The sequence below is a fragment of the Dysgonomonas sp. GY75 genome, assembly GCF_015234155.1.
GTDB lineage: Bacteria > Bacteroidota > Bacteroidia > Bacteroidales > Dysgonomonadaceae > Dysgonomonas > Dysgonomonas gadei.
On record NZ_JADCLQ010000009.1, the window covers coordinates 21,284 to 39,922 of the forward strand.

Consider the following 18,639-nt stretch of genomic DNA (forward strand, 5'->3'; position numbering starts at 1 on the left):
TCTCTATATTTCAAAATAACTCTCTATTATTCAACTTGTTTTTGATTAATTCGAGTACTCCGTTGTAAATATCATACAGGTCTTTCTTGTCTTCAGGACCTTCCCATTCTGAGAAACTGTTACCCTCGAAAAACTTCCACGAAAATACTCGCTTTGCCTTTTTCGATAATTGAAGATTGTCGAATATGCTTCTTACTTTTTGCATTTTCTGTAAGATATCTGCAGATCTGTCTTGCTCAGGATCTTCTTCATCTATTATATCCATACGCTGAAAGTCAATTTTTGCATCAATGGGAATAGACTTGTATTTATGACGACAAGGAGAAGTCGGTGATTGTATGTTCAATTTTATCATTTGAAGCACAAAGAAATCAAGCTCTCTATATTGTCCTTTCTTACTATCGTATAGTTTTAGAACATGAGATTCATTGGACTCACATTTCTCAATCAGCATGGCGAGTACTTCGTTCAATACGTCGATGGCTTCTTCCACCATGTTTGCATGGGAACAGTGATAACGAGCGTAATCGAGCCAACGATCATACCTTTCGGAAATATATTTGTTTATTATATCTTTTGCCATCTGCTGTAATTTTAAAAGGGTAACTGATTACCTTGTTTGATCGTACTTATTGATTTATTTGGTATATCGCTCTCATATACATCGATAAAATGTGTCGTTTCTTTTTCAAACTTGTATAGCATCTTTAATAAGCCGATATTTCTTCCTTTCGCTACATCTATCATTGCATAGCCTTCTGTTTCTTTATCTTCATAGGGCTCAGGGAAGGATCTTAAATATATCTCAGGCCTGTATACAAATATTACAACATCTGCCGCCTCTGCGATCTGTCCGCTATCCCGGAGCCTATTCAATGATGGGACCGGATTTTGACTATCTCTATTTAGCTGAGATAAGGCGACGATCCAAATGTCCAGTTCTTTGGCTAAATTCTTTAATCGTCTAGCGACATCGGCCATTTGCTGTTCTTTATTGCTGCCTTTCATATTCACACTAAGAATCTGCAAATAGTCAATGATAACCCCATCTATTTGATACTTAGAAACCATTGCTCTGATAGAGCTTATAATCGTATCAATATTTGAAGTACTTCTATCATCGAATAGGATAGATGAATTGCATAATCCGTTTATCGATTTATCCAGTCTTTCAAACTGCCAGTCATCAAGAGGTGTATACAAAATCTGACTGGAGGATATACCACTTTCCATTGACATCAATCGAGCTGCCAATTGTTCTTTTTTCATTTCAAGGGAATATACAGCCGCCTTTGTTCCATACTTCACCGTATTGTTCAGTATCGATAGAGCTAAAGAAGTCTTACCTTGAGAGGTTTCAGCTGCAATAATTATCAAATCAGACTTTTGCAATCCTCCGGTTTTCTTATCTATCTTCTGAAATCCGGTAGGCGATCCAGTCAAAACCGATTTTGACGATTTATTATCATCAACGATCTTGTAGACAGACTTTACGGCATCTTTTATCGTAGAAATGTTATTTTCCGAAAAAGAATAAATATTCTCCAAGAACTTGCTTGCATAAGACGAAATATCTGTAATATCGTCTCGCTCAGATTGTCCTTTCGATTGAAGATACATACCAAGATCAACAAATTTTCGTCTAGCTGACAGATCATTCAACCGGCATGTATGCGAATAGAGATTTGTCATGGAAGAACTATCACAAATTTTCATTATTTCAGCCACTTTAATCTCTGAATATTTTTTTCGATATTCTTGAGCGATAATGATAGCATCCGGCTGTTCTCCTTTCGATTCAATATCTTTGAAAATTTGGAATATCTTTTTATTGAAATCGTTGTAAAAACAATCCTCATTGATAATATCCCGCACTTCATCGTATCCGAAAGAGTTTGAAATAATAGTCCCCAGAACAATATTTTCTAAATCTATGTCGTATGGATAATTCATTGCTTTTGTTTATAAACTTTATTGAGATCAATAGCACTAGCTAAAGTTGATTTCCAATCAATATTGACAGACTTTGACTTCTTTTTATGCTTCCACCCGGCTTCTAATGCCCAAAACTGAACACATGCTTTTTCTAGGGATAATTCTATATCCAGATTAGGGTGATATCGTTGTTGCTGTTCCAGCCATTCTTGGTTAGATATCAAATTTTGATAGGCTTCTCTCTGATCATTTTTGTAAACATCGTAAGATGTTCGTCAGGTATCCCCTTCTTTTCCTTTCTCTTTTCCTTTCTCTTTTCCCCCCACACCCCCTTTATTACTATCTATATTATCCCCTATATTACCATTACCTTTACCAGTGCCCCTTAAAAGGGGCTCACTAGGGGCTAGTGAGGGGCTAATTACAAATTGATTAATATCTTCAAAATCAAACAATAAAAGATTATCTTCTAATCTTTTTATAATACCTCTATGGGCATTGTTGGAAGGATTCAGTTTTTGGTTCTTTTGGTGTTTTAGGAAGTTCAATACAAAAACAAATCATTTATCTTTTGAATAAAGAAGTCGCGTCTCAACCTCCGTCAAACTCTTTTCAGCTTCTTGCTTACCAATTCCCAGATCGAAGCAGATCTTCCGGATATTAATCTCTAAAAATCCTGCTACATCACATTGGTCGCACAAGTACAAGAACAAGAGCTTGCTTAGAGGCTTAAGTCCACTTAACCAAGCATCATTCCATTTTTCTGTTTCTGTAAATCTACTAGCCATTTAAAACATTTCTTTAAGTCGTTTCTGCAAATACTCGATCAGTTCTTCAACCTCTTGTTTATCCAAATCAATATCTATATAATTTTCACCTTCCTTCGCCCATATAGTAATTTCTTTCGCTGAATTGTCTGAGTATGGATAAACTTCTAAATTCGTACCTTTAATGGTATCTTCTATTTTCAATATTGTTGCCATATCATTAATTATTTAAAATCTAACTCTTTTTGTTTTCTATTATCCAGTTCAGTCTGGTATTCTCTCATAGCTTCACGAACACGATGTTCGGTACGCATTAAGCCAATTGGAAGAATACCAGACAATCTGGCCTCACATCGAATTATACCATGTTTAAGCTGCTGCAGTGACATCTTTTTTAGTTCCATTCTTTTTCGGTTTAAGACGTTCTTTGATCAAATGCATGTTCTTATTTACAAGATCAATTATACGCTTGTGATAAGCCGTATTATTATTGAACTTGCCTCTACATTGCTCTACAGTAAAAGACTTTAGAGACACCTCTACTGTTTCCATTTTCTTACCGTCGACGGTTGCTGACAGAATTAATGATTCCGGTTTAAGATGGTAACTGTTGCTAAAGACACAATGGTGCAATACATCCCCTTCTTTGAGGTGGGCCTTAACTGTAGTCAAAACTTTAACTGTAATATTCCCCTCCGAAAATGAAATACCGAAGAACTGTTTCTTTAACTCCCTGAATTCTTTTTCCTGTTCCTTAACCTTTCGTCTCTTTTCATTGAGCTCTTCGCGTTCATCTACGCCTCTTTGTTTACGGACATACCTGTCGTGTGCTTTTCTCAGGTCTTTGGGACAGACATATTTCGCATTATGCAGATCCTTACCGAAATGATTTAGTAAGTCTAAATAGTCTTTCCACATGGAAGCATCTTTTACTTTATATTTATTCCGGATACATATTTTAATTGAAGGCCAGTAATTATTAACAGAATATGAATGTTCAGTATAATATTTCAGTAGACCGTATTGTTTCGCTTTCAACAAAGTTTCGGCTTTGCTATCCGTGAGCAGGAGATAGAACATCCGGAATGGAGCAAGTCCGTGAAAGCCTCCCTTAAAACCGTTTCGTTTTAATTCCGGGAGCAGCTTCATATTAGGATATATTTTCGGAGGAATAAGAGAATAACAGGTTGTATTTGTTTTAGGTCTGATTTCCATAGGGCTGGCCCAGCTCCATGAATCACCATAACAACTAAAAAATTGGGACCTGAGTTTTGCCATTGTCTCATATTCCCCATTCGGTAATATCCAATATTGTACAATCTCATTTGAAGCATAGTGTGGCTTTTGGCCTGTTTCATAATATGCCATCACGTCTATGAATCGGATTACCTGAAACTCTCCACACGTGGTTATCACCCCATAGTATGCACCCTGTTTATCTTTCTTCTTTTTGGTATGGGTTACTTTCAGTTTCATACCGCAATTCGGACAAATACAACCATCGATGGAAGTTAACAATGGAGGTTGTTTATCTTCCCACTGGTTACCGCAATCGAGACAGGATATAATTCTTTTATTCATATATCCATTATGCTCGAAGCAATTGTCATAAGCATATTGTATCTGAGTTTCGGTTATAGCTGGTAGTTTAGTCCTCAATTCAGCGACTCTCTTTTGAAGCTTTGTTTTCGGTTTCATGGTTGCACCTCCTTTCTGTCAATCAGTTTATAATCATACACCCACACCCAAGGGTTATTATCCCAAGTATTTTTGCCATCAATGGAATTGATAAGAGCTTTGTAAGGTTCTTTACGGGTCGTGTATAATACGCTTTTCCCATCATCATAATGAGTATGGCCAATATTTAGAGGAAATCCTTCATCAGGATAGAATTCTACATCAATTATGCCCTCTTTTTTGCAATCTTCTTCGGTTATATCTTGTAATCTTTCGGCTCTTACCTCTGTGATCTTGATAAAGTGACGTGCGGCTGATGCAGGCATAAAGAGTTTGTTTTTCCAATCGGTATAATAAGAATTACCTTCTGTGCCGACTTTATCACATGGAGTTTCTTCTCCATATTTATAGAGTATTGATGTGTGCCTACCTTCGCTCAATCCTCTAGTCCACTTCTTATACGGTTCTTTCAAATAAAGAACATCACCGACTTTGTAGCGAGGTTCAATAAATACTGATGCATCATTTTCGTCTCTGGTTGCGAATAAAAGTTTATTATCGATAATTGTAGAGCAAACTATATCTAAAGGTTGCGGAGTGATAATCCTTCTTGTCTGAACCTTGATATTTTTGACCGTTTTGCCATGTAACGGCTCTATAAAGCATATTCCTTTCATAGGTCAAAACAAGCTATATTCTCTAACATCTTCTTTCTTCTTAGGCTTGATCTTCGCTTTAGGAGCTTCTTTCTTAACCTCTGTTTTAGGAACCGAAGTCTTTACCTCAGATCGAATATTTGAAGTCTTTTCGACTTTAATATCATCCTCGTCGTAATAATGAACCGCCCAGCCGTATACAACATCGTCTTCGATCATCGCACAGCCGTTAATTACTTGCTTTTTTGCCTGGCTGGTTATGTAGGAACAGCAGTCTTTTATGTTTTTGTTCTCCTTTGCATACGTTATGGCAAAGAGAGGATCTTCTTCTGCTCGCTTATCTAAATATACTTTGATTCTGTCTTGTTGTGAATTATTTGTTGCCATGATTGTTAGTCTTTAAGTTCTTGAATTTGCTTCATGACGTCTGATACCTGTTCAGCTGTAAGCCGCCCAATAACGTCATCTGTGATAGGTGTACTGTAACATATACTATCGCCTTTCATAACAGCGACCAATAAGAACGGATACTCCATAACCATTATCGAAATCCAATATGGCTTGTTTTGCATCCTTATAATCAGGGAGAGAATTTATCACAATACGATGTCTTTCGAAAACTAAATCTTGAAATTTTTTCATGACTTCTTATTTTGTTCGTCCATAATCTTCCATAACTTCTTGTAGAATTGCTCATCAGGTACTTTTCCCTCGATAGATTCACCGAGGGCGACAAAGAACTCACCGTTATGCTTCATGTTATTAAAGTCGATAGCAAACTTTGCGATCGCTTTTGCTTGAGTAGTATCGAGTTCATCCAATCCGGATAAATCACGTTGATTCGATTCCAGTATCTCGAGAGCTTTTTCAAGTCCTTGCTTGGCTCCGGCATTCTCAGCCTTATTGATATTATCGTGCTTGAGAATGAGCTTTATCTTTCTGATTAAATCTGACTTTGTCATGGCTTAATCTGCTAACATCATTGGCATCAATAAATAGGTAAGTTGATCTCCTGATTTATCATCAACAGGAGTAATGAGAGTGGCCCGACTTGGATCGGAGAACGACATTTGCATATTAGGGGTAGGGATAGCAGATATTAGCTCTGTAAGAAGATGTCCTTTGAAGCCGATAGCTATTTGTTTATTGCTATACTCACAAGCAACGGTTTCATCGGCTGCCGTAGAGAAATCAATATCCTGGGCGGAAAGCTTTATGATATCATTCGATAGTTCCAGCTTAACCAAACTGCTAGATTGATTAGCAAAAACAGATACACGTTTTATAGCTCCGTTCAGCTCAGATTTACCAATAGATAATACCTTATCATTATTTTGCGGAATAACAGAGCGGTAGTTTGGGTAGTTCCCTTCAAGCAAGGTTGCAACAATGCTTTCCGATCCATATTCGAACCGGACTGAATTACCATTGATGAATATGTTTATCAATTCATCGGATGGTTTGATGGAACCTTTTAGAATGGTTGCGATTTTTAAGAGGGAGGGCAAAGCTTATCTTTTCTGTCATTGATTCATCACGAATTTCTAACAGCGCAAGCTTATGACCGTCGGAGGCTACAAAGTTGATTTGTTCTTCTGCTATAGACAGATAGACAGATGTCATTATCGGACGGAGATCATCGGTAGAAGCACAGAGGATTGTTTTTTCAATACCATTCAATAATACTTTAGATGGGATTGAGATACTCTTTGCATTGGTAACATCTTTTTCTTTAGGAAAGCCTTCGGGTGATATACCAACCAATTCGAATTTACCTCCTTTGTATTTGATTGTAGTACTAAACTTATCGTCAATAGAAATTGCAAGGGGCTGTTCCGGCAATGTCTTTAGGGCCTCGATTAATAATTTAGGTTCGATACAAACCGATATATTATTATCGGTCAATATTCCATCAATGGAAGTGTTTATCCGACCTTGTGTATCTGTTGCCGAGAATTTGACTGTTCCGTCTTGGATATTCAGAAGAATATTGTCTATGATCGGAAGCGTATTCTTCGGCGAAATGATTTTACTTACCGACTGTAGCCGGTTTAATAATTCTGATTTTGAAATTGAAATTGTCGTCATAGTGCCTAATTGTTTTTAGTAGGCTACCAGACAAAGTGCTGATGCGGTTTTTAAAGAAAAGTACGAGGTAGGTATATAAACACAAAAAAGCCAAATCTCGTACTTTTACGAAATTCGACTCAAACATTCGATTCAAATATATTCAATAATATTTTACATATGCAAATTATTCCGAATTATTTTTTATAATATTTTTGAAGAGTGGTAAAATGCTTCATTTCCCTAAGTACTTTCCTAAGTATATAAAAAACAAAGCGCGTAAACCATTGATTTACACGCCTATTCACTTTTCAAAAGTGACCACGGCAGGATTCAAACCTGCAACCTTCTGATCCGTAGTCAGATGCTCTATTCAGTTGAGCTACGTAGCCATTGCTTAATTGCGTTGCAAAGGTAAAATAGTTTTGTATATTCTCCAAATCTGTAGTAGGATTTTTTACAAAAAAATTGTCTAAACCTTGATCAGCACTTGATATTCAACTCTATAAGGACATTTCTTATTTGCTCATATGTGGTAATTCGCGTAGGTACAAGAGGCAAGCGCAGTTTATTTTCAATATATCCCATCATATTCAGCATACATTTCACTCCTGCCGGGTTACCATCCACAAAAAGCAGATTGAATAATTCGTTGAAGCTATGATGTATTGTAAGGGCGCTATTATAATCACCCTCAAGGGCAAGACGCGTCATCCGGCTAAATTCCTTAGGAAATGCATTCCCTATAACGGAAATAACCCCTATAGCACCTAAAGTTATCAAAGGGAAGGTAACCCCGTCATCTCCCGATATAACATCGAAATTCTCGGGTTTACGCTTGATTATTTCATCCATCTGGCTCATATTACCCGAAGCCTCTTTCACGGCAACTATATTCGGAAAATCATTAGCAATACGCAATGTCGTATCGGCAGTCATATTCACCCCCGTTCGGCCCGGTACATTGTATGATATAACTGGAAGCGACGAAGCCTCTGCGATAGCCTTATAATGCTGATAGATACCTTCCTGCGAAGGCTTATTATAGTATGGCACAACGGAAAGAATGCCATCGATACCCGCATAGTCGTTCTTCTTTAGTTTCTCAACGATGGCACGCGTATTATTACCACCTTCACCCAAAATAATAGGAATGCGGCCATTCACACGGCTTACTACCAGTTCTACAATCTGTTTCTTTTCATCTTCGGTCAGTGTAGGGGTTTCGGCTGTAGTACCCAGCACCACAAGATAATCAGTACCATTTTGCAGTTGGTAATCGACAAGGCGAAGCAGTGCATCGTAATCTACACTTTCATCGTCTTTAAAAGGAGTTATCAATGCAACTCCCATTCCTCTGAGATTTATTCTAGGCATAAAAATAGTTCAAGACATTTGTCTTTTCTTCCAAAAAGACTTTCTGCATTTTGTTTGTGCAAAATTAAGAATTAATTTACACCTCAGCATATATTGTTCAGGTAAAATTTAACCTGTTCATATGTTTCAAGTAAATTAGCATCTTCCTCTTTAAGAATAATAAGGTCATAAACTTTAAAATCCTGTTCCCTGATACCGATACAAAATTCGGCGGAATTATTTGCCAGCAAAAACAGCAATGTCTTATCATTCTTTGTAGTTAAATCCAACAATGTATCATACGAGAGTTTCTCGAATTCATCAATCACGATGGAAGACAACCCCATCCATTTCGAAATATCTTTTTGAGCTATAACCCTCACTTCAGGTGGATACACCTGACTTCCTCCATCTTTTCCCGCTTGCACCGTCCACAAAATAACCTCTTTACCCTTCTCTCCTAAATCCTGACTGATTTGAACGACTTCATCCCAATCTTCACGGGTAAATAGTATGAGGATTTTTTTCATATCGTTCAGTTTATGAAAAACATGTGTACGTTTGTTGCTCTCAAGGGCAGCATGTATCTTCTTTTTAACCTTAAAACCAAACATATGACTGAATATATGGTGAAAAATTATCTTTGTTATTGGTATAGTGTTTGTGCGTTGTGTATCAAATTCCCCCGTTTAATATAAACGAGGGAACTATAAATATTAGTATCAATGCCCTATATTTAGTTTTCTCTAAAATCCGGCTTGATTATTAAAGTTTTCTTGCGCCGTCTTTGATCACGACATCGTATACTTTAGGTTTGATTTTGAACTTTTGTTCATAAGCTTCGGTCGCACGCTTGATAAAGCTATCGTGTAACTCATCCTTCACAAGGTTGATAGTACAGCCTCCAAAACCGCCACCCATCACACGTGAGCCTGTTACGCCACATTGGCGGGCTACATCGTTCAGGAAGTCTAGTTCGTCGCAACTTACTTCATATTTACGGCTCAATCCGATATGAGTTTCATACATCTTCTTACCTACAGTTTCGTAGTCGCCTTTCTTCAATGCTTCACAAGCATCTTGTAAGCGTTGTATTTCTTCAATTACAAATTCAGCACGCATATAATCTTCTGCACTGACTTCATTTGCCACTTCTTTCAGCATATCCAAGGTAGCATCACGAAGTAATTCTACTTCCGGATGATATTTACGGATGTAAGAAGCTGCATTTTCGCACGATTCACGACGCTTGTTATAAGCCGAAGAAGCCAACTCGTGAGCCACACAGGTATTGAGCAATACAAGACGGTATCCTACCGGATCGAATGGAACATATTCGTATTCCAGAGAACGGCAATCGAGACGGATAAGCGAACCCTCTTTACCAAAGCATGAAGCAAACTGGTCCATAATTCCGCATTTCACACCTACATAATTATGCTCGGTAGCCTGACCTATCAATGCCAGTTCGAAACGGTCGAAACCAAGGTTATACATATCGTTGATTGCGAAACCAAAGCAGCTTTCCAAAGCAGCAGAAGAAGACATACCTGCACCCAGAGGCACATCGCCTGCGAACACACAGTCGAAACCTTCAACTTTCTTTCCACGCTTGATCATTTCGTTGCATACTCCGAATATGTATTTACCCCACTGTTTAATTGGAATATCATCCAGTCCGAATTCGTCCATTTCGGACAAGTCCATAGCGTATGCCCTGATGCGATCCGGTGTACCATTCGGTTTAATCACGCAATACATAGCTTTATCTATTGCTCCGGGCAGTACGAAACCACCATTGTAGTCTGTATGTTCTCCGATAAGATTGATACGTCCGGGCGATGTATATGTTACACCATCAGTCCCGTAAAGAGATTTAAATTTTTCTTGGATTGGTTTCAATTCCATGGTTGTTTTTTTATTTAGGTTTATAAAAAATAAGTTTCTTTATTTTATCATTTCCAGAAATACCTCTTCGCTTATAACAGGCACACCCAGACTTTCAGCTTTTTCCAGCTTAGCCGGGCCCATATTATCACCGCCGAGTATGTAATTTGTTTTTGAAGAAATAGAACCACTGTTCTTTCCTCCGTTTTGTTCGATCATGGCTTTATATTCATCGCGTGAATGTTTTTCAAAGGTACCACTGATAACGATCGACAAGCCTTTCAACTTCTCTGTTCGCTGAGAAACGATATCCTCACTAAGTTCAAATTGTATGCCAAACTCTCTCAGTTTATTGACCACCTCTACATTGCTTATTTCGCCGAAATACCTGACAATGCTTTGTGCTATCCTGTCACCAATTTCATCCACTTGCACCAGTTCTTCTGCCGAGGCAGCCATAAGCGCATCTATATTAGGAAATGCGAGAGCCAGCTTTTTAGCCACGGTTTCTCCTACATAACGGATACCCAAAGCATAAAGAACACGGGCATAAGGTACCGAAACCGATGCATGGATGCTATCCACAAGATTTCTGGCGCTTTTCTCGGCCCACCGCTCAAGACGGGATACATCCTGCCATTTCAATGTATACAAGTCTGCAATATTATGTATAAGACGCGCATTATACAAATGCTCTACCGTTTCCGATCCTCCGGCTATATTCATCGCCTTGCGGGTAAGAAAATGCTCTATGCGCCCTTTTATCTGGGGCGGGCAGGATATGTCATTGGGGCAGTAATAAATTGCTTCTCCATCGTCTTTCACTAAAGGAGTACCACATTCAGGACAGTTTTTGGTAAACTCTACCTTTTCATCGAAGATTCCTCTTTTGGTAGTATCTACCCCGGTTATTTTAGGTATGATTTCACCGCCTTTTTCCACATACACCTGATCGTTGATATGTAAATCGAGCAGATTTATATAGTCTTCATTGTAGAGAGAAGCACGTTTGACTGTGGTTCCGGACAGTTTCACAGCCTTCAGATTGGCTACAGGAGTAACAGCCCCTGTCCTACCCACCTGATAAGAGACAGATTCCAAGGTGGTCACCGCCTTTTCGGCCTGAAACTTGAATGCTATCGCCCAACGCGGAAACTTCGATGTATACCCGAGATTCCGTTGCTGCGTAAGCGAATTCACTTTCAATACGATTCCATCGGTAGCTACAGGTAGATTTTTACGCTCAATATCCCAATAGTGAATATAAGCAAATATCTCGTCCAGAGTCTTACACTTTTTTGTTGCATCCGAAATTTTGAAACCCCATTCCTTTGCTTTCATCAGGTTTTCGTAGTGTCCATCAGTCGGCAGATTCTCTCCGAGCATATAATAAAGGTAAGAATCGAGCTTGCGCGAAGCTACAATCTTAGGGTCTTGCTGCTTGAGTGTACCCGAACCTGCATTACGCGGATTGGCAAAAAGCGCCTCTTCCTGCTCTGCCCTCTCTTTATTCAGGTCTTCGAAGACAGACCAAGGCATGAGTATCTCGCCGCGTATTTCAAATTCGGCAGGGTAATCATTGCCATGCAAACGCAATGGAATACTACGAATTGTACGCACATTAGCTGTTACGTCATCCCCCTGTACGCCGTCGCCACGGGTTATCGCCTGTGTCAGTTCGCCGTTTACATATGTCAGGGATATGGATGTTCCGTCATATTTGAGTTCGCAGACTATTTCAAACTCATCATTCAGCCCCTTTTGTACACGGTTGTAAAAATCTGTTACTTCGGCTTCGGTATAAGTATTCCCAAGCGAAAGCATAGGATATCTGTGTATCACCTGCCTGAATGATTTATTGATATCGCTACCTACACGCTGAGTCGGTGAATTAGCATCGAAATACTCCGGATGCAGGGTTTCCAATTCAGATAATTCCTTTAATTTTTTATCAAATTCGAAATCAGATATTGTAGGTGAAGACAGTACGTAATAGTCGTGATTATGTTTATTCAACTCTTCTCTGAGAGCTTCTATCTGCTGTTTTATATGGTCCATTATTAATGCTAAAAGTGTATATACAAATATAGAAAGAAATAGGTTTACCAAACAAATAATTAGTTATTTTTCAGATTTGGCGGATATATGTTAGCGATAAACGGTTATCAGTTAGCAATAAACAGAGAATACATATTTTTCATTCAGGTAATTTCCACCTTTTAACCCATAACTATTTTCTAAAAACCTGACAAACTTGACACATTTCACAGTTTTTTTCATCTGTCAGTTTTTCCCCATTTTTCAATTATGCTATAACCTCCCCACGGAACTAAAAACTTGACAAACCTGACACTTTTTGTTATTTTTTAGCTTATCGCTTTCCATTCAATATTTCAATAAATTAGCGGCCAGCGGCCATACTATTATAGATAAATCAATTCTATTTTAATCAACTATAAAGTAGCTTATTTTTCATACTTTCTTTTCCTGTAAATATAAATAATTCCCATAAGAAAAACCATAAACAAAACAGGAAACCCAATATTCAGCACCATATAGTTATCCCTGCTGTCAAGGGCTTCTTTCTTATTCAATATATAGAGTTTCTGTTGTTTTGTGCGCAACGACATCAATCCATCCTCATCAGTGAGCCAGTTAACAGCACTCACGATAAAATCACGGTTCCCGTATTGCTGCTCCGATACCCTGTCATATCCCATTGGCAATACCCGGGAGCTTTGCCCTTGCCCCTGTATATCGTTACTGATAATATCGGAAGATGAAACAATTATCATTTTTGTATGTGTACTTTGACCTATACTTTTATTCACACCATGTACACTATCGGGTACCAAACGGTTTATAAATGCCGAAGTAAACTCACCTTCGAGGCTTACCGCGACAGCTACAAACGGCTGATTGAAATAATCCGGCTTATCCTGTATACGTTCTACATCAAAATCAATTATTTCAGGAACCTGTAGTAAATGAGCATTTGCCGAACTTGTCAATAATACATTCTTCTTCACGGCAGGCGAATTATTCACTACATCTATAGAACTGGTGAAGCCTGCTTTTACATCTCTTATATTTTTGGTTACAGGATGGTTTGGAGAAGGAATCAGCAGGGGTTGAAAAAAACTGGGCAAGAGCGTCTCGGCCTGCGTCTTTTCATCGGCAACCAGATATGTGGATACGCATTGCCTGTCCTGTATCAGATCGGGGTTTATACGCACCCCGTAGGTAAATAGCAGGTTGTCAAGATTTACCTCATTCTTCATTGTAGCCGATTGTCCGGTCAGGGCCAGATCCTTATGCGAATAATACACACCGTCTATCAGCCACAGTACCTTCCCTCCATTCATTATATACTGGTCGATAATATACTTTTCGGCCTCGGTATATTTTGATAGCGGGCCGGCAATAATAATCGCCGCAAAGTCGTCCAGTATCTCTATATTATCACCTATTTCGCCACGATTGACAGAATAATATTTGGACAATAATTCTTCTGCATCATACACATATGTTCTGGGCAGTTCATTATGCCCCTCTATAAAAGCTATGTTCTTAACATTCTCCTGATCCAACAGACGCATAGCATCAATAAATTCAAATTCCAGGCTTTCAATAGATGCATTCAGGTTTTCTTCAGCCGTATTACCAGCTACATTTTTGAGTAGGGAAACCACCAATGTATCTCTCCCGTTTGTAACCTGCGCGTAAGGATAGATCATCTTCCTGCTGGCTTTCCCCTCACGGTCTACTTCGTTCAGCATGATACCGGTCATTCCGTTTGAAGAAAAGGATTCAAATGTCTCATCCAATGATTTGCCACTTTCATAGGGGCTTATATATCTGATATTGATATTATCGTCGGCATATCGGTTAAAATCTGAAAGCAAATCTGTTGTAGCATTTTTCAAACGCTGAAAACCATAATTTAAGTCGCCTGTCAGGTAAACATTCACCGTTAAAGGATTCTTGTCCCCCACCCGCTCCAGTATATCTTTGGTATAATCGTTCAATGTGTAACGCTTATCAGCCGTAAAGTCAAATCTGAAATTTGGGATAAAAAGAAATGCTATATTTAAAGTCAGCACCGTCAACGCCAAAGAAATTAGCATTCGCGGCTTATTCTGTTTCAGATATAAGATAGACAAGAGTATGAATATAATCAGGTAATTTGCCACTATCAGCAGATCTCCGGCTTCTATCACACCCCGCTGCATCAACTTATAATGTTCCGCCAATCCGAAAGAAGCTGTTACGGCTTGTATTTTTCCCAAAGAGAAGAAGCCCGACAGCAGATCGAATCCATAAAAAGAAAATAAACAGAGAGAAACGGATACGATAAGCGCAACTACCTGATTCTTTGTGGTCACAGATCCCAATAATCCGATGGAAATAAATACCAAAGCTATTAATATCAGAGAAATATATGATGCCGCGATACTCGCTAAATCGATATTTCCTACCGGATTCGACAACTGATACAATGAATAGACATAAATGAGAGTAGGCAGAAGGGTAACCAGCACAAAGACAAAAGTAGCCAGGAACTTACTAAAGTAAATTGTAGAAGCCTTTACCGGCCTGGCCTTCAGTATATCGAGAGTTTTAGTTTTCCTTTCTTCTGAAAACAAACGCATTGTCAGTGCAGGTATCAATATAGCAAATAAGACAGGCGCTAAGCCGAAGAAGTGGCTCATATCCGCATATCCGCCATCGATAAAATTGTATCTACCTGGAAATGCCCAAAGCATCACACTTATTATTAAGAGAAAAGCCAAAGCAAAAAAAGCGCCCGCAGGGGTGCAAAAAACAGATTTAAGTTCTCTTAATACTAAAGCTTTCATATATCTTTGTAAGAATACATTCTTTTACTTATCTATGACTAAACGGAGGATAAAGATAGTTATTTTATTTGTTCTGATAATCACTATTCTTATTGGCGGATGGCAGATGTACCGGAGATTGAAGTATAACAGGCAATCTTTCGATACAGACCTGTACAGTTATGTGTCACCTCAGGCTACGGAAGTAATAAATATAAACAGGGGATATAACTTCGAAAAGTTGTTTCTGTACGAGCCATCCTTGTCCCGGTTAATAGAAACCTTAGGTGATAACATCCATTATCCGGTCATAATATCAAAGTATGCCAATGGAAAAATGCTGTTGGCGATGAAGACCAGCCATGAGCAGGAATACGCAATAAGGGAATATATCGATAAACAGATATCCTTACCCTTCCCTCCTAAAATAGTAAAATATAAAGATGCTGAAATATATATACATGCACTAACCAATAGTGAATTCCTTGTATATTCTTTTTATAAAGGGCTGTTTTTTGTAAGCCATCATTACAAGCCTGTTGAAAACATTCTGAACTCTGATCCCGAAAATACATTCTTCTCCGGAGAAAAGTATAAAGAGATTATAGAAAAAGTAAGGCTCAGCGCACCTGTCAGCATGTATATTAAAGTGCATAACGATATGCTGGCTATAGATTACAATATACATAACGACACCATACAGATGGAAGGATACATTCTCAATCTAAATGAAGGTGATGCCATTACCCCTAACCGGGAGGTGATTCCTTTTATGATAAACCTGCCCGATAGTATATGTATAGAAAGCTACACAATATCGGATGAAAATAAACCGACGGCCGTTAAAATTAAATTAAACAAAATATATTAAGTTTGTGTTTTAATTTTAATTGTAGTATTTAACAAACTAAAACATATAAAAAGGATATGGCGGTTTTAAAAGAATTGAAGAATTTCATGATGCGCGGCAACGTGGTGGATATGGCGGTCGGTGTTATTGTCGGTGGAGCTTTTGGTAAAATAGTATCATCTCTGGTGAGTGACATCATAATGCCTCCTATAGGAATTATTTTAGGAGGAGTCAATTTTACGGATTTGAAATTCGTGCTTAAAGATGCCGTTGGCGATGTTCCGGCAGTAAGCATCAACTATGGTACTTTTGTTCAAACTATCTTAGACTTCGTTATAATTGCAACAGCTATTTTCTTTGCCATTAAAGGAATAAATGCTTTGCAAACCAAGAAAGCGGAAGAACCGGCGGCACCTCCTGCCCCAACTAAAGAAGAAACCCTGTTGACAGAAATAAGGGATCTACTGAAAGAACAGAATAATAAATAATTATAACCTATCAAACTAAACAAACTATTATGGTAAAGAAATGTCTTATATTAGTTCTTGGCTATACATTACTCTTTACGGGATGCGGAAGTGTTCCGGTAACAGGACGGAAGCAATTGAACCTGGTTTCGAACAGCGAAGTGCTGACTCTTAGCCTGCAACAATACGACGAATTTATAAAATCGGCTCCTATATCTACGGATAAAACCAATACTGCCATGGTGCAAAAAGTGGGCCGGAATATAGCTAATGCCGTAGAGACTTATCTCAAAAACAATGGCTATGCCGATCAGGTAAAAGATTACTCGTGGGAGTTTAATCTGGTAAAAAGCACTGATGTAAATGCATTCTGTATGCCCGGCGGAAAAATCGTAGTATATGAAGGTATATTGCCTTACACTCAGAACGAAACCGGATTGGCCGTTGTATTAGGACATGAGGTAGCACATGCCGTTGCAAAACATGCTAACGAGCGTATGAGCAACCAGATGGCTGCACAATATGGCACTGCGGCTGTCGGGGCTGCCCTTGGTGGAACATCTGCAGTTACGCAACAAGTAGCAGCTGCAGCCTTGGGATTAGGGGCTCAGTATGGAATCCTGTTACCATACTCACGTAAGCAGGAACTTGAAGCTGACCAACTGGGGCTTATCTTCATGGCTATGGCCGGATACGACCCTGGCGCCGCATCTGCATTCTGGCAACGTATGGCCCAGAACGGAAGCAGCACGCCAGAATTTATGAGTACCCATCCTTCGGATGACACTCGTATTAAACAGATACAAAAAGACTTGCCTGAAGCGTTGAAATATTACAAAGGAGGATCAAGCAAAACGGGTACCGCTAAAACATCGAACAAATGGAGTTTCTAATAGTATACTTCTAATAAAAACAAAAGAAGCCGGAGAATTTACTATCTCCGGCTTTTTGTTTTTAATCCGATAAGGAAAGCAGCTTATCCCTTTATTCCAAGTATTTTATCAATGGCAGCAACTATATCATCAATATCCATAGTATTTGTATCTATAGCCACACTTCCTTCATTATAGGGCTTATACTTCTCTATATCTGTAACGGAAAACAATCCTATAACAGGAGTTTGTCCTGCGCTTGCCAAATGCATAATACCACTATCTGCGCCGATAAATGCCGCTGTATTATTAATAAAAGCGGTCATCTCACGAATATCCCGGCTATAGTATGATGGAGCCTGAAAGTCTATTTGTGAAACATTCTCGATAGGTAGAATTTCCAGAATATTGTATTTTTCACCATATTCGGCTTTAAGTCTCCCATAAGCATTGAGCCACCAATCTTTTGAATAACATTTATCACCTGTAGCAAAGGTATAGATAGATATTGTTCTTTTGCTCTTATCTACCAGACTATCTAAAATTTCTTTTCCTGTAGCAACTTCAGCGGCACTCAATTTTATATTCAGAACGGGCATCGGGTTATCTAAGTCTATTCCCGTGAATCCTAACCGGATAAGATTTCGCCGGAAATTATATACCGGAAACTTAGCCATATGTTCGTAATCTTCATACTTTGCCAGAAGATCTTCTTCCAAATCATTGAAAAATTTAAAGCGGGCATTAGAAAACTGTGTGGACAACCTCCCCGACGAAGAATTTTTATCTACATTAATTACGATATCATAGTTATACCTTTCTAAAGAAAACCAGACTTTAATGTATTTAAATAGTTCTTTGAAGGGTTTTCTGGGCAACCTGATTATCCGCTCGATGCATTCATAATTCTCAAACAAAATAAAAGAAATGTTTCCCCTTACAAACAGATCAATCTTACAATTTGGAAATGTATTGGAGATTTCCTGTACCAAAGGAGTTATCAACAATTGATTTCCCAACCGGCTGTTTGGTCTTGAGATTAAAACTCTTCTAATATCAGAATCAGATATACCATGGGCATCCTTATTAAGCGCAGAACGACCTATATTTTTGGTCAATCCACGCATGATGGCCCGTCTTTTGCCATTTACAACGCTTTTAAAGCTCATATGTTATTTTACTCAAACTCTCTGGCAGCAAATATATGAATAAACACAACAATGTAAATCACATTTTATCAGAAAAAAAATGACTGGAAATAAAATTT

The 18,639-nt window shown here is 38.5% G+C and carries 22 protein-coding genes and 1 tRNA gene; 3 read left to right on the forward strand and 20 right to left on the reverse strand.

Features of this window, described 5'->3' with window-relative positions; genetic code table 11:
- Nucleotides 1–10: 10 nt before the first annotated feature.
- The 19 genes from IR083_RS04415 to gldG form a co-directional block, all read right to left on the reverse strand.
- Nucleotides 11–583, reverse strand: a complete 573-nt coding sequence (locus IR083_RS04415; protein WP_194223403.1) for a hypothetical protein — start codon at nucleotides 581–583, stop codon at nucleotides 11–13.
- An 11-nt stretch (nucleotides 584–594) separates the two neighbouring features.
- Complete coding sequence (locus IR083_RS04420; RefSeq protein WP_006799365.1) at nucleotides 595–1,953, reverse strand: replicative DNA helicase; 1,359 nt, start codon at nucleotides 1,951–1,953, stop codon at nucleotides 595–597.
- A 257-nt stretch (nucleotides 1,954–2,210) separates the two neighbouring features.
- Nucleotides 2,211–2,483, reverse strand: a complete 273-nt coding sequence (locus IR083_RS04425; protein WP_006799366.1) for a hypothetical protein — start codon at nucleotides 2,481–2,483, stop codon at nucleotides 2,211–2,213.
- 12 nt (nucleotides 2,484–2,495) lie between these two features.
- Nucleotides 2,496–2,723, reverse strand: coding sequence for a hypothetical protein (locus tag IR083_RS04430; RefSeq protein ID WP_006799367.1), 228 nt, complete (start codon nucleotides 2,721–2,723; stop codon nucleotides 2,496–2,498).
- A complete protein-coding gene (locus IR083_RS04435; RefSeq protein WP_006799369.1) occupies nucleotides 2,724–2,918 on the reverse strand; it encodes a hypothetical protein in 195 nt (64 codons plus the stop codon).
- 8 nt (nucleotides 2,919–2,926) lie between these two features.
- Nucleotides 2,927–3,106, reverse strand: coding sequence for a hypothetical protein (locus tag IR083_RS24440; RefSeq protein ID WP_006799370.1), 180 nt, complete (start codon nucleotides 3,104–3,106; stop codon nucleotides 2,927–2,929).
- Nucleotides 3,072–4,400 carry a PcfJ domain-containing protein gene (locus tag IR083_RS04440; protein ID WP_006799372.1) on the reverse strand — a complete coding sequence of 443 codons (1,329 nt, stop codon included), beginning with the start codon at nucleotides 4,398–4,400 and terminating at the stop codon, nucleotides 3,072–3,074. Before IR083_RS04440 ends, IR083_RS24440 begins: the two co-directional genes overlap by 35 nt.
- Nucleotides 4,397–5,056, reverse strand: coding sequence for a hypothetical protein (locus IR083_RS04445; RefSeq protein WP_194223404.1), 660 nt, complete (start codon nucleotides 5,054–5,056; stop codon nucleotides 4,397–4,399). Before IR083_RS04445 ends, IR083_RS04440 begins: the two co-directional genes overlap by 4 nt.
- Nucleotides 5,057–5,059: 3 nt before the next feature.
- Entirely contained in the window at nucleotides 5,060–5,422 is a 363-nt protein-coding gene (locus IR083_RS04450) for a PcfK-like family protein (RefSeq protein ID WP_006799374.1), read from the reverse strand.
- Nucleotides 5,423–5,527: 105 nt separating this feature from the next.
- Complete coding sequence (locus IR083_RS24605) at nucleotides 5,528–5,677, reverse strand: hypothetical protein (protein ID WP_006799378.1); 150 nt, start codon at nucleotides 5,675–5,677, stop codon at nucleotides 5,528–5,530.
- Nucleotides 5,674–5,997 carry a hypothetical protein gene (locus IR083_RS04460; protein WP_006799379.1) on the reverse strand — a complete coding sequence of 108 codons (324 nt, stop codon included), beginning with the start codon at nucleotides 5,995–5,997 and terminating at the stop codon, nucleotides 5,674–5,676. The genes IR083_RS24605 and IR083_RS04460 overlap by 4 nt, the downstream gene beginning before the upstream one ends.
- Before the next feature lie 3 nt (nucleotides 5,998–6,000).
- Nucleotides 6,001–6,483 carry a DNA polymerase III subunit beta gene (locus IR083_RS04465; RefSeq protein WP_052303076.1) on the reverse strand — a complete coding sequence of 161 codons (483 nt, stop codon included), beginning with the start codon at nucleotides 6,481–6,483 and terminating at the stop codon, nucleotides 6,001–6,003.
- A 1-nt stretch (nucleotide 6,484) separates the two neighbouring features.
- Nucleotides 6,485–7,123 (reverse strand): DNA polymerase III subunit beta, encoded by a 639-nt coding sequence (locus IR083_RS04470; RefSeq protein ID WP_194223405.1) that lies wholly within the window; start codon nucleotides 7,121–7,123, stop codon nucleotides 6,485–6,487.
- Between the two features lie 297 nt (nucleotides 7,124–7,420).
- Nucleotides 7,421–7,494: transfer RNA gene (locus tag IR083_RS04475), tRNA-Arg, on the reverse strand.
- A gap of 91 nt (nucleotides 7,495–7,585) precedes the next feature.
- Entirely contained in the window at nucleotides 7,586–8,479 is an 894-nt protein-coding gene (dapA, locus tag IR083_RS04480) for a 4-hydroxy-tetrahydrodipicolinate synthase (protein WP_044215870.1), read from the reverse strand.
- A gap of 83 nt (nucleotides 8,480–8,562) precedes the next feature.
- Nucleotides 8,563–9,072 (reverse strand): DUF6913 domain-containing protein, encoded by a 510-nt coding sequence (locus IR083_RS04485; protein WP_006799386.1) that lies wholly within the window; start codon nucleotides 9,070–9,072, stop codon nucleotides 8,563–8,565.
- A gap of 151 nt (nucleotides 9,073–9,223) precedes the next feature.
- On the reverse strand, nucleotides 9,224–10,366 hold the full coding sequence (gene galK / locus IR083_RS04490) for a galactokinase (protein WP_006799388.1): 1,143 nt from the start codon (nucleotides 10,364–10,366) through the stop codon (nucleotides 9,224–9,226).
- A 39-nt stretch (nucleotides 10,367–10,405) separates the two neighbouring features.
- Nucleotides 10,406–12,403 carry an NAD-dependent DNA ligase LigA gene (ligA, locus tag IR083_RS04495; RefSeq protein WP_194223406.1) on the reverse strand — a complete coding sequence of 666 codons (1,998 nt, stop codon included), beginning with the start codon at nucleotides 12,401–12,403 and terminating at the stop codon, nucleotides 10,406–10,408.
- Between the two features lie 407 nt (nucleotides 12,404–12,810).
- Nucleotides 12,811–15,204: a gliding motility-associated ABC transporter substrate-binding protein GldG gene (gldG, locus tag IR083_RS04500; RefSeq protein ID WP_194223407.1), complete on the reverse strand. Its 2,394-nt coding sequence runs from the start codon at nucleotides 15,202–15,204 to the stop codon at nucleotides 12,811–12,813.
- A 34-nt stretch (nucleotides 15,205–15,238) separates the two neighbouring features.
- Here gldG and IR083_RS04505 point away from each other — a divergent pair, with 34 nt between their 5' ends.
- Genes IR083_RS04505 through IR083_RS04515 form a run of 3 tightly spaced genes read left to right on the forward strand, consistent with a single transcriptional unit; the run spans nucleotide 15,239 to nucleotide 17,393 of the window.
- The gene (locus IR083_RS04505; RefSeq protein WP_194223408.1) at nucleotides 15,239–16,054 is read left to right on the forward strand and encodes a hypothetical protein; all 816 of its coding nucleotides are present in this window, start codon (nucleotides 15,239–15,241) and stop codon (nucleotides 16,052–16,054) included.
- A gap of 56 nt (nucleotides 16,055–16,110) precedes the next feature.
- Nucleotides 16,111–16,521, forward strand: a complete 411-nt coding sequence (gene mscL / locus IR083_RS04510; RefSeq protein ID WP_006799392.1) for a large-conductance mechanosensitive channel protein MscL — start codon at nucleotides 16,111–16,113, stop codon at nucleotides 16,519–16,521.
- A 29-nt stretch (nucleotides 16,522–16,550) separates the two neighbouring features.
- Nucleotides 16,551–17,393 (forward strand): M48 family metallopeptidase, encoded by an 843-nt coding sequence (locus IR083_RS04515; RefSeq protein ID WP_194223409.1) that lies wholly within the window; start codon nucleotides 16,551–16,553, stop codon nucleotides 17,391–17,393.
- An 83-nt stretch (nucleotides 17,394–17,476) separates the two neighbouring features.
- Here IR083_RS04515 and IR083_RS04520 read toward each other — a convergent pair whose 3' ends face one another.
- On the reverse strand, nucleotides 17,477–18,541 hold the full coding sequence (locus IR083_RS04520) for a glycosyltransferase family 9 protein (protein ID WP_194223410.1): 1,065 nt from the start codon (nucleotides 18,539–18,541) through the stop codon (nucleotides 17,477–17,479).
- Nucleotides 18,542–18,639 lie beyond the last annotated feature (98 nt).

Excerpts from the sequence above, each read along its gene's own strand:
- IR083_RS04415 (WP_194223403.1), bottom strand. The coding sequence starts at position 583 with ATGGCAAAAGATATAATAAACAAATATATTTCCGAAAGGTATGATCGT.
- IR083_RS04420 (WP_006799365.1), bottom strand. The coding sequence starts at position 1,953 with ATGAATTATCCATACGACATAGATTTAGAAAATATTGTTCTGGGGACT.
- IR083_RS04430 (WP_006799367.1), bottom strand. The coding sequence starts at position 2,723 with ATGGCTAGTAGATTTACAGAAACAGAAAAATGGAATGATGCTTGGTTA.
- IR083_RS04435 (WP_006799369.1), bottom strand. The coding sequence starts at position 2,918 with ATGGCAACAATATTGAAAATAGAAGATACCATTAAAGGTACGAATTTA.
- IR083_RS24440 (WP_006799370.1), bottom strand. The coding sequence starts at position 3,106 with ATGGAACTAAAAAAGATGTCACTGCAGCAGCTTAAACATGGTATAATT.
- IR083_RS04440 (WP_006799372.1), bottom strand. The coding sequence starts at position 4,400 with ATGAAACCGAAAACAAAGCTTCAAAAGAGAGTCGCTGAATTGAGGACT.
- IR083_RS04445 (WP_194223404.1), bottom strand. The coding sequence starts at position 5,056 with ATGAAAGGAATATGCTTTATAGAGCCGTTACATGGCAAAACGGTCAAA.
- IR083_RS04450 (WP_006799374.1), bottom strand. The coding sequence starts at position 5,422 with ATGGCAACAAATAATTCACAACAAGACAGAATCAAAGTATATTTAGAT.
- IR083_RS24605 (WP_006799378.1), bottom strand. The coding sequence starts at position 5,677 with ATGAAAAAATTTCAAGATTTAGTTTTCGAAAGACATCGTATTGTGATA.
- IR083_RS04460 (WP_006799379.1), bottom strand. The coding sequence starts at position 5,997 with ATGACAAAGTCAGATTTAATCAGAAAGATAAAGCTCATTCTCAAGCAC.
- IR083_RS04470 (WP_194223405.1), bottom strand. The coding sequence starts at position 7,123 with ATGACGACAATTTCAATTTCAAAATCAGAATTATTAAACCGGCTACAG.
- dapA (WP_044215870.1), bottom strand. The coding sequence starts at position 8,479 with ATGCCTAGAATAAATCTCAGAGGAATGGGAGTTGCATTGATAACTCCT.
- IR083_RS04485 (WP_006799386.1), bottom strand. The coding sequence starts at position 9,072 with ATGTTTGGTTTTAAGGTTAAAAAGAAGATACATGCTGCCCTTGAGAGC.
- galK (WP_006799388.1), bottom strand. The coding sequence starts at position 10,366 with ATGGAATTGAAACCAATCCAAGAAAAATTTAAATCTCTTTACGGGACT.
- ligA (WP_194223406.1), bottom strand. The coding sequence starts at position 12,403 with ATGGACCATATAAAACAGCAGATAGAAGCTCTCAGAGAAGAGTTGAAT.
- gldG (WP_194223407.1), bottom strand. The coding sequence starts at position 15,204 with ATGAAAGCTTTAGTATTAAGAGAACTTAAATCTGTTTTTTGCACCCCT.
- IR083_RS04505 (WP_194223408.1), top strand. The coding sequence starts at position 15,239 with ATGACTAAACGGAGGATAAAGATAGTTATTTTATTTGTTCTGATAATC.
- mscL (WP_006799392.1), top strand. The coding sequence starts at position 16,111 with ATGGCGGTTTTAAAAGAATTGAAGAATTTCATGATGCGCGGCAACGTG.
- IR083_RS04515 (WP_194223409.1), top strand. The coding sequence starts at position 16,551 with ATGGTAAAGAAATGTCTTATATTAGTTCTTGGCTATACATTACTCTTT.
- IR083_RS04520 (WP_194223410.1), bottom strand. The coding sequence starts at position 18,541 with ATGAGCTTTAAAAGCGTTGTAAATGGCAAAAGACGGGCCATCATGCGT.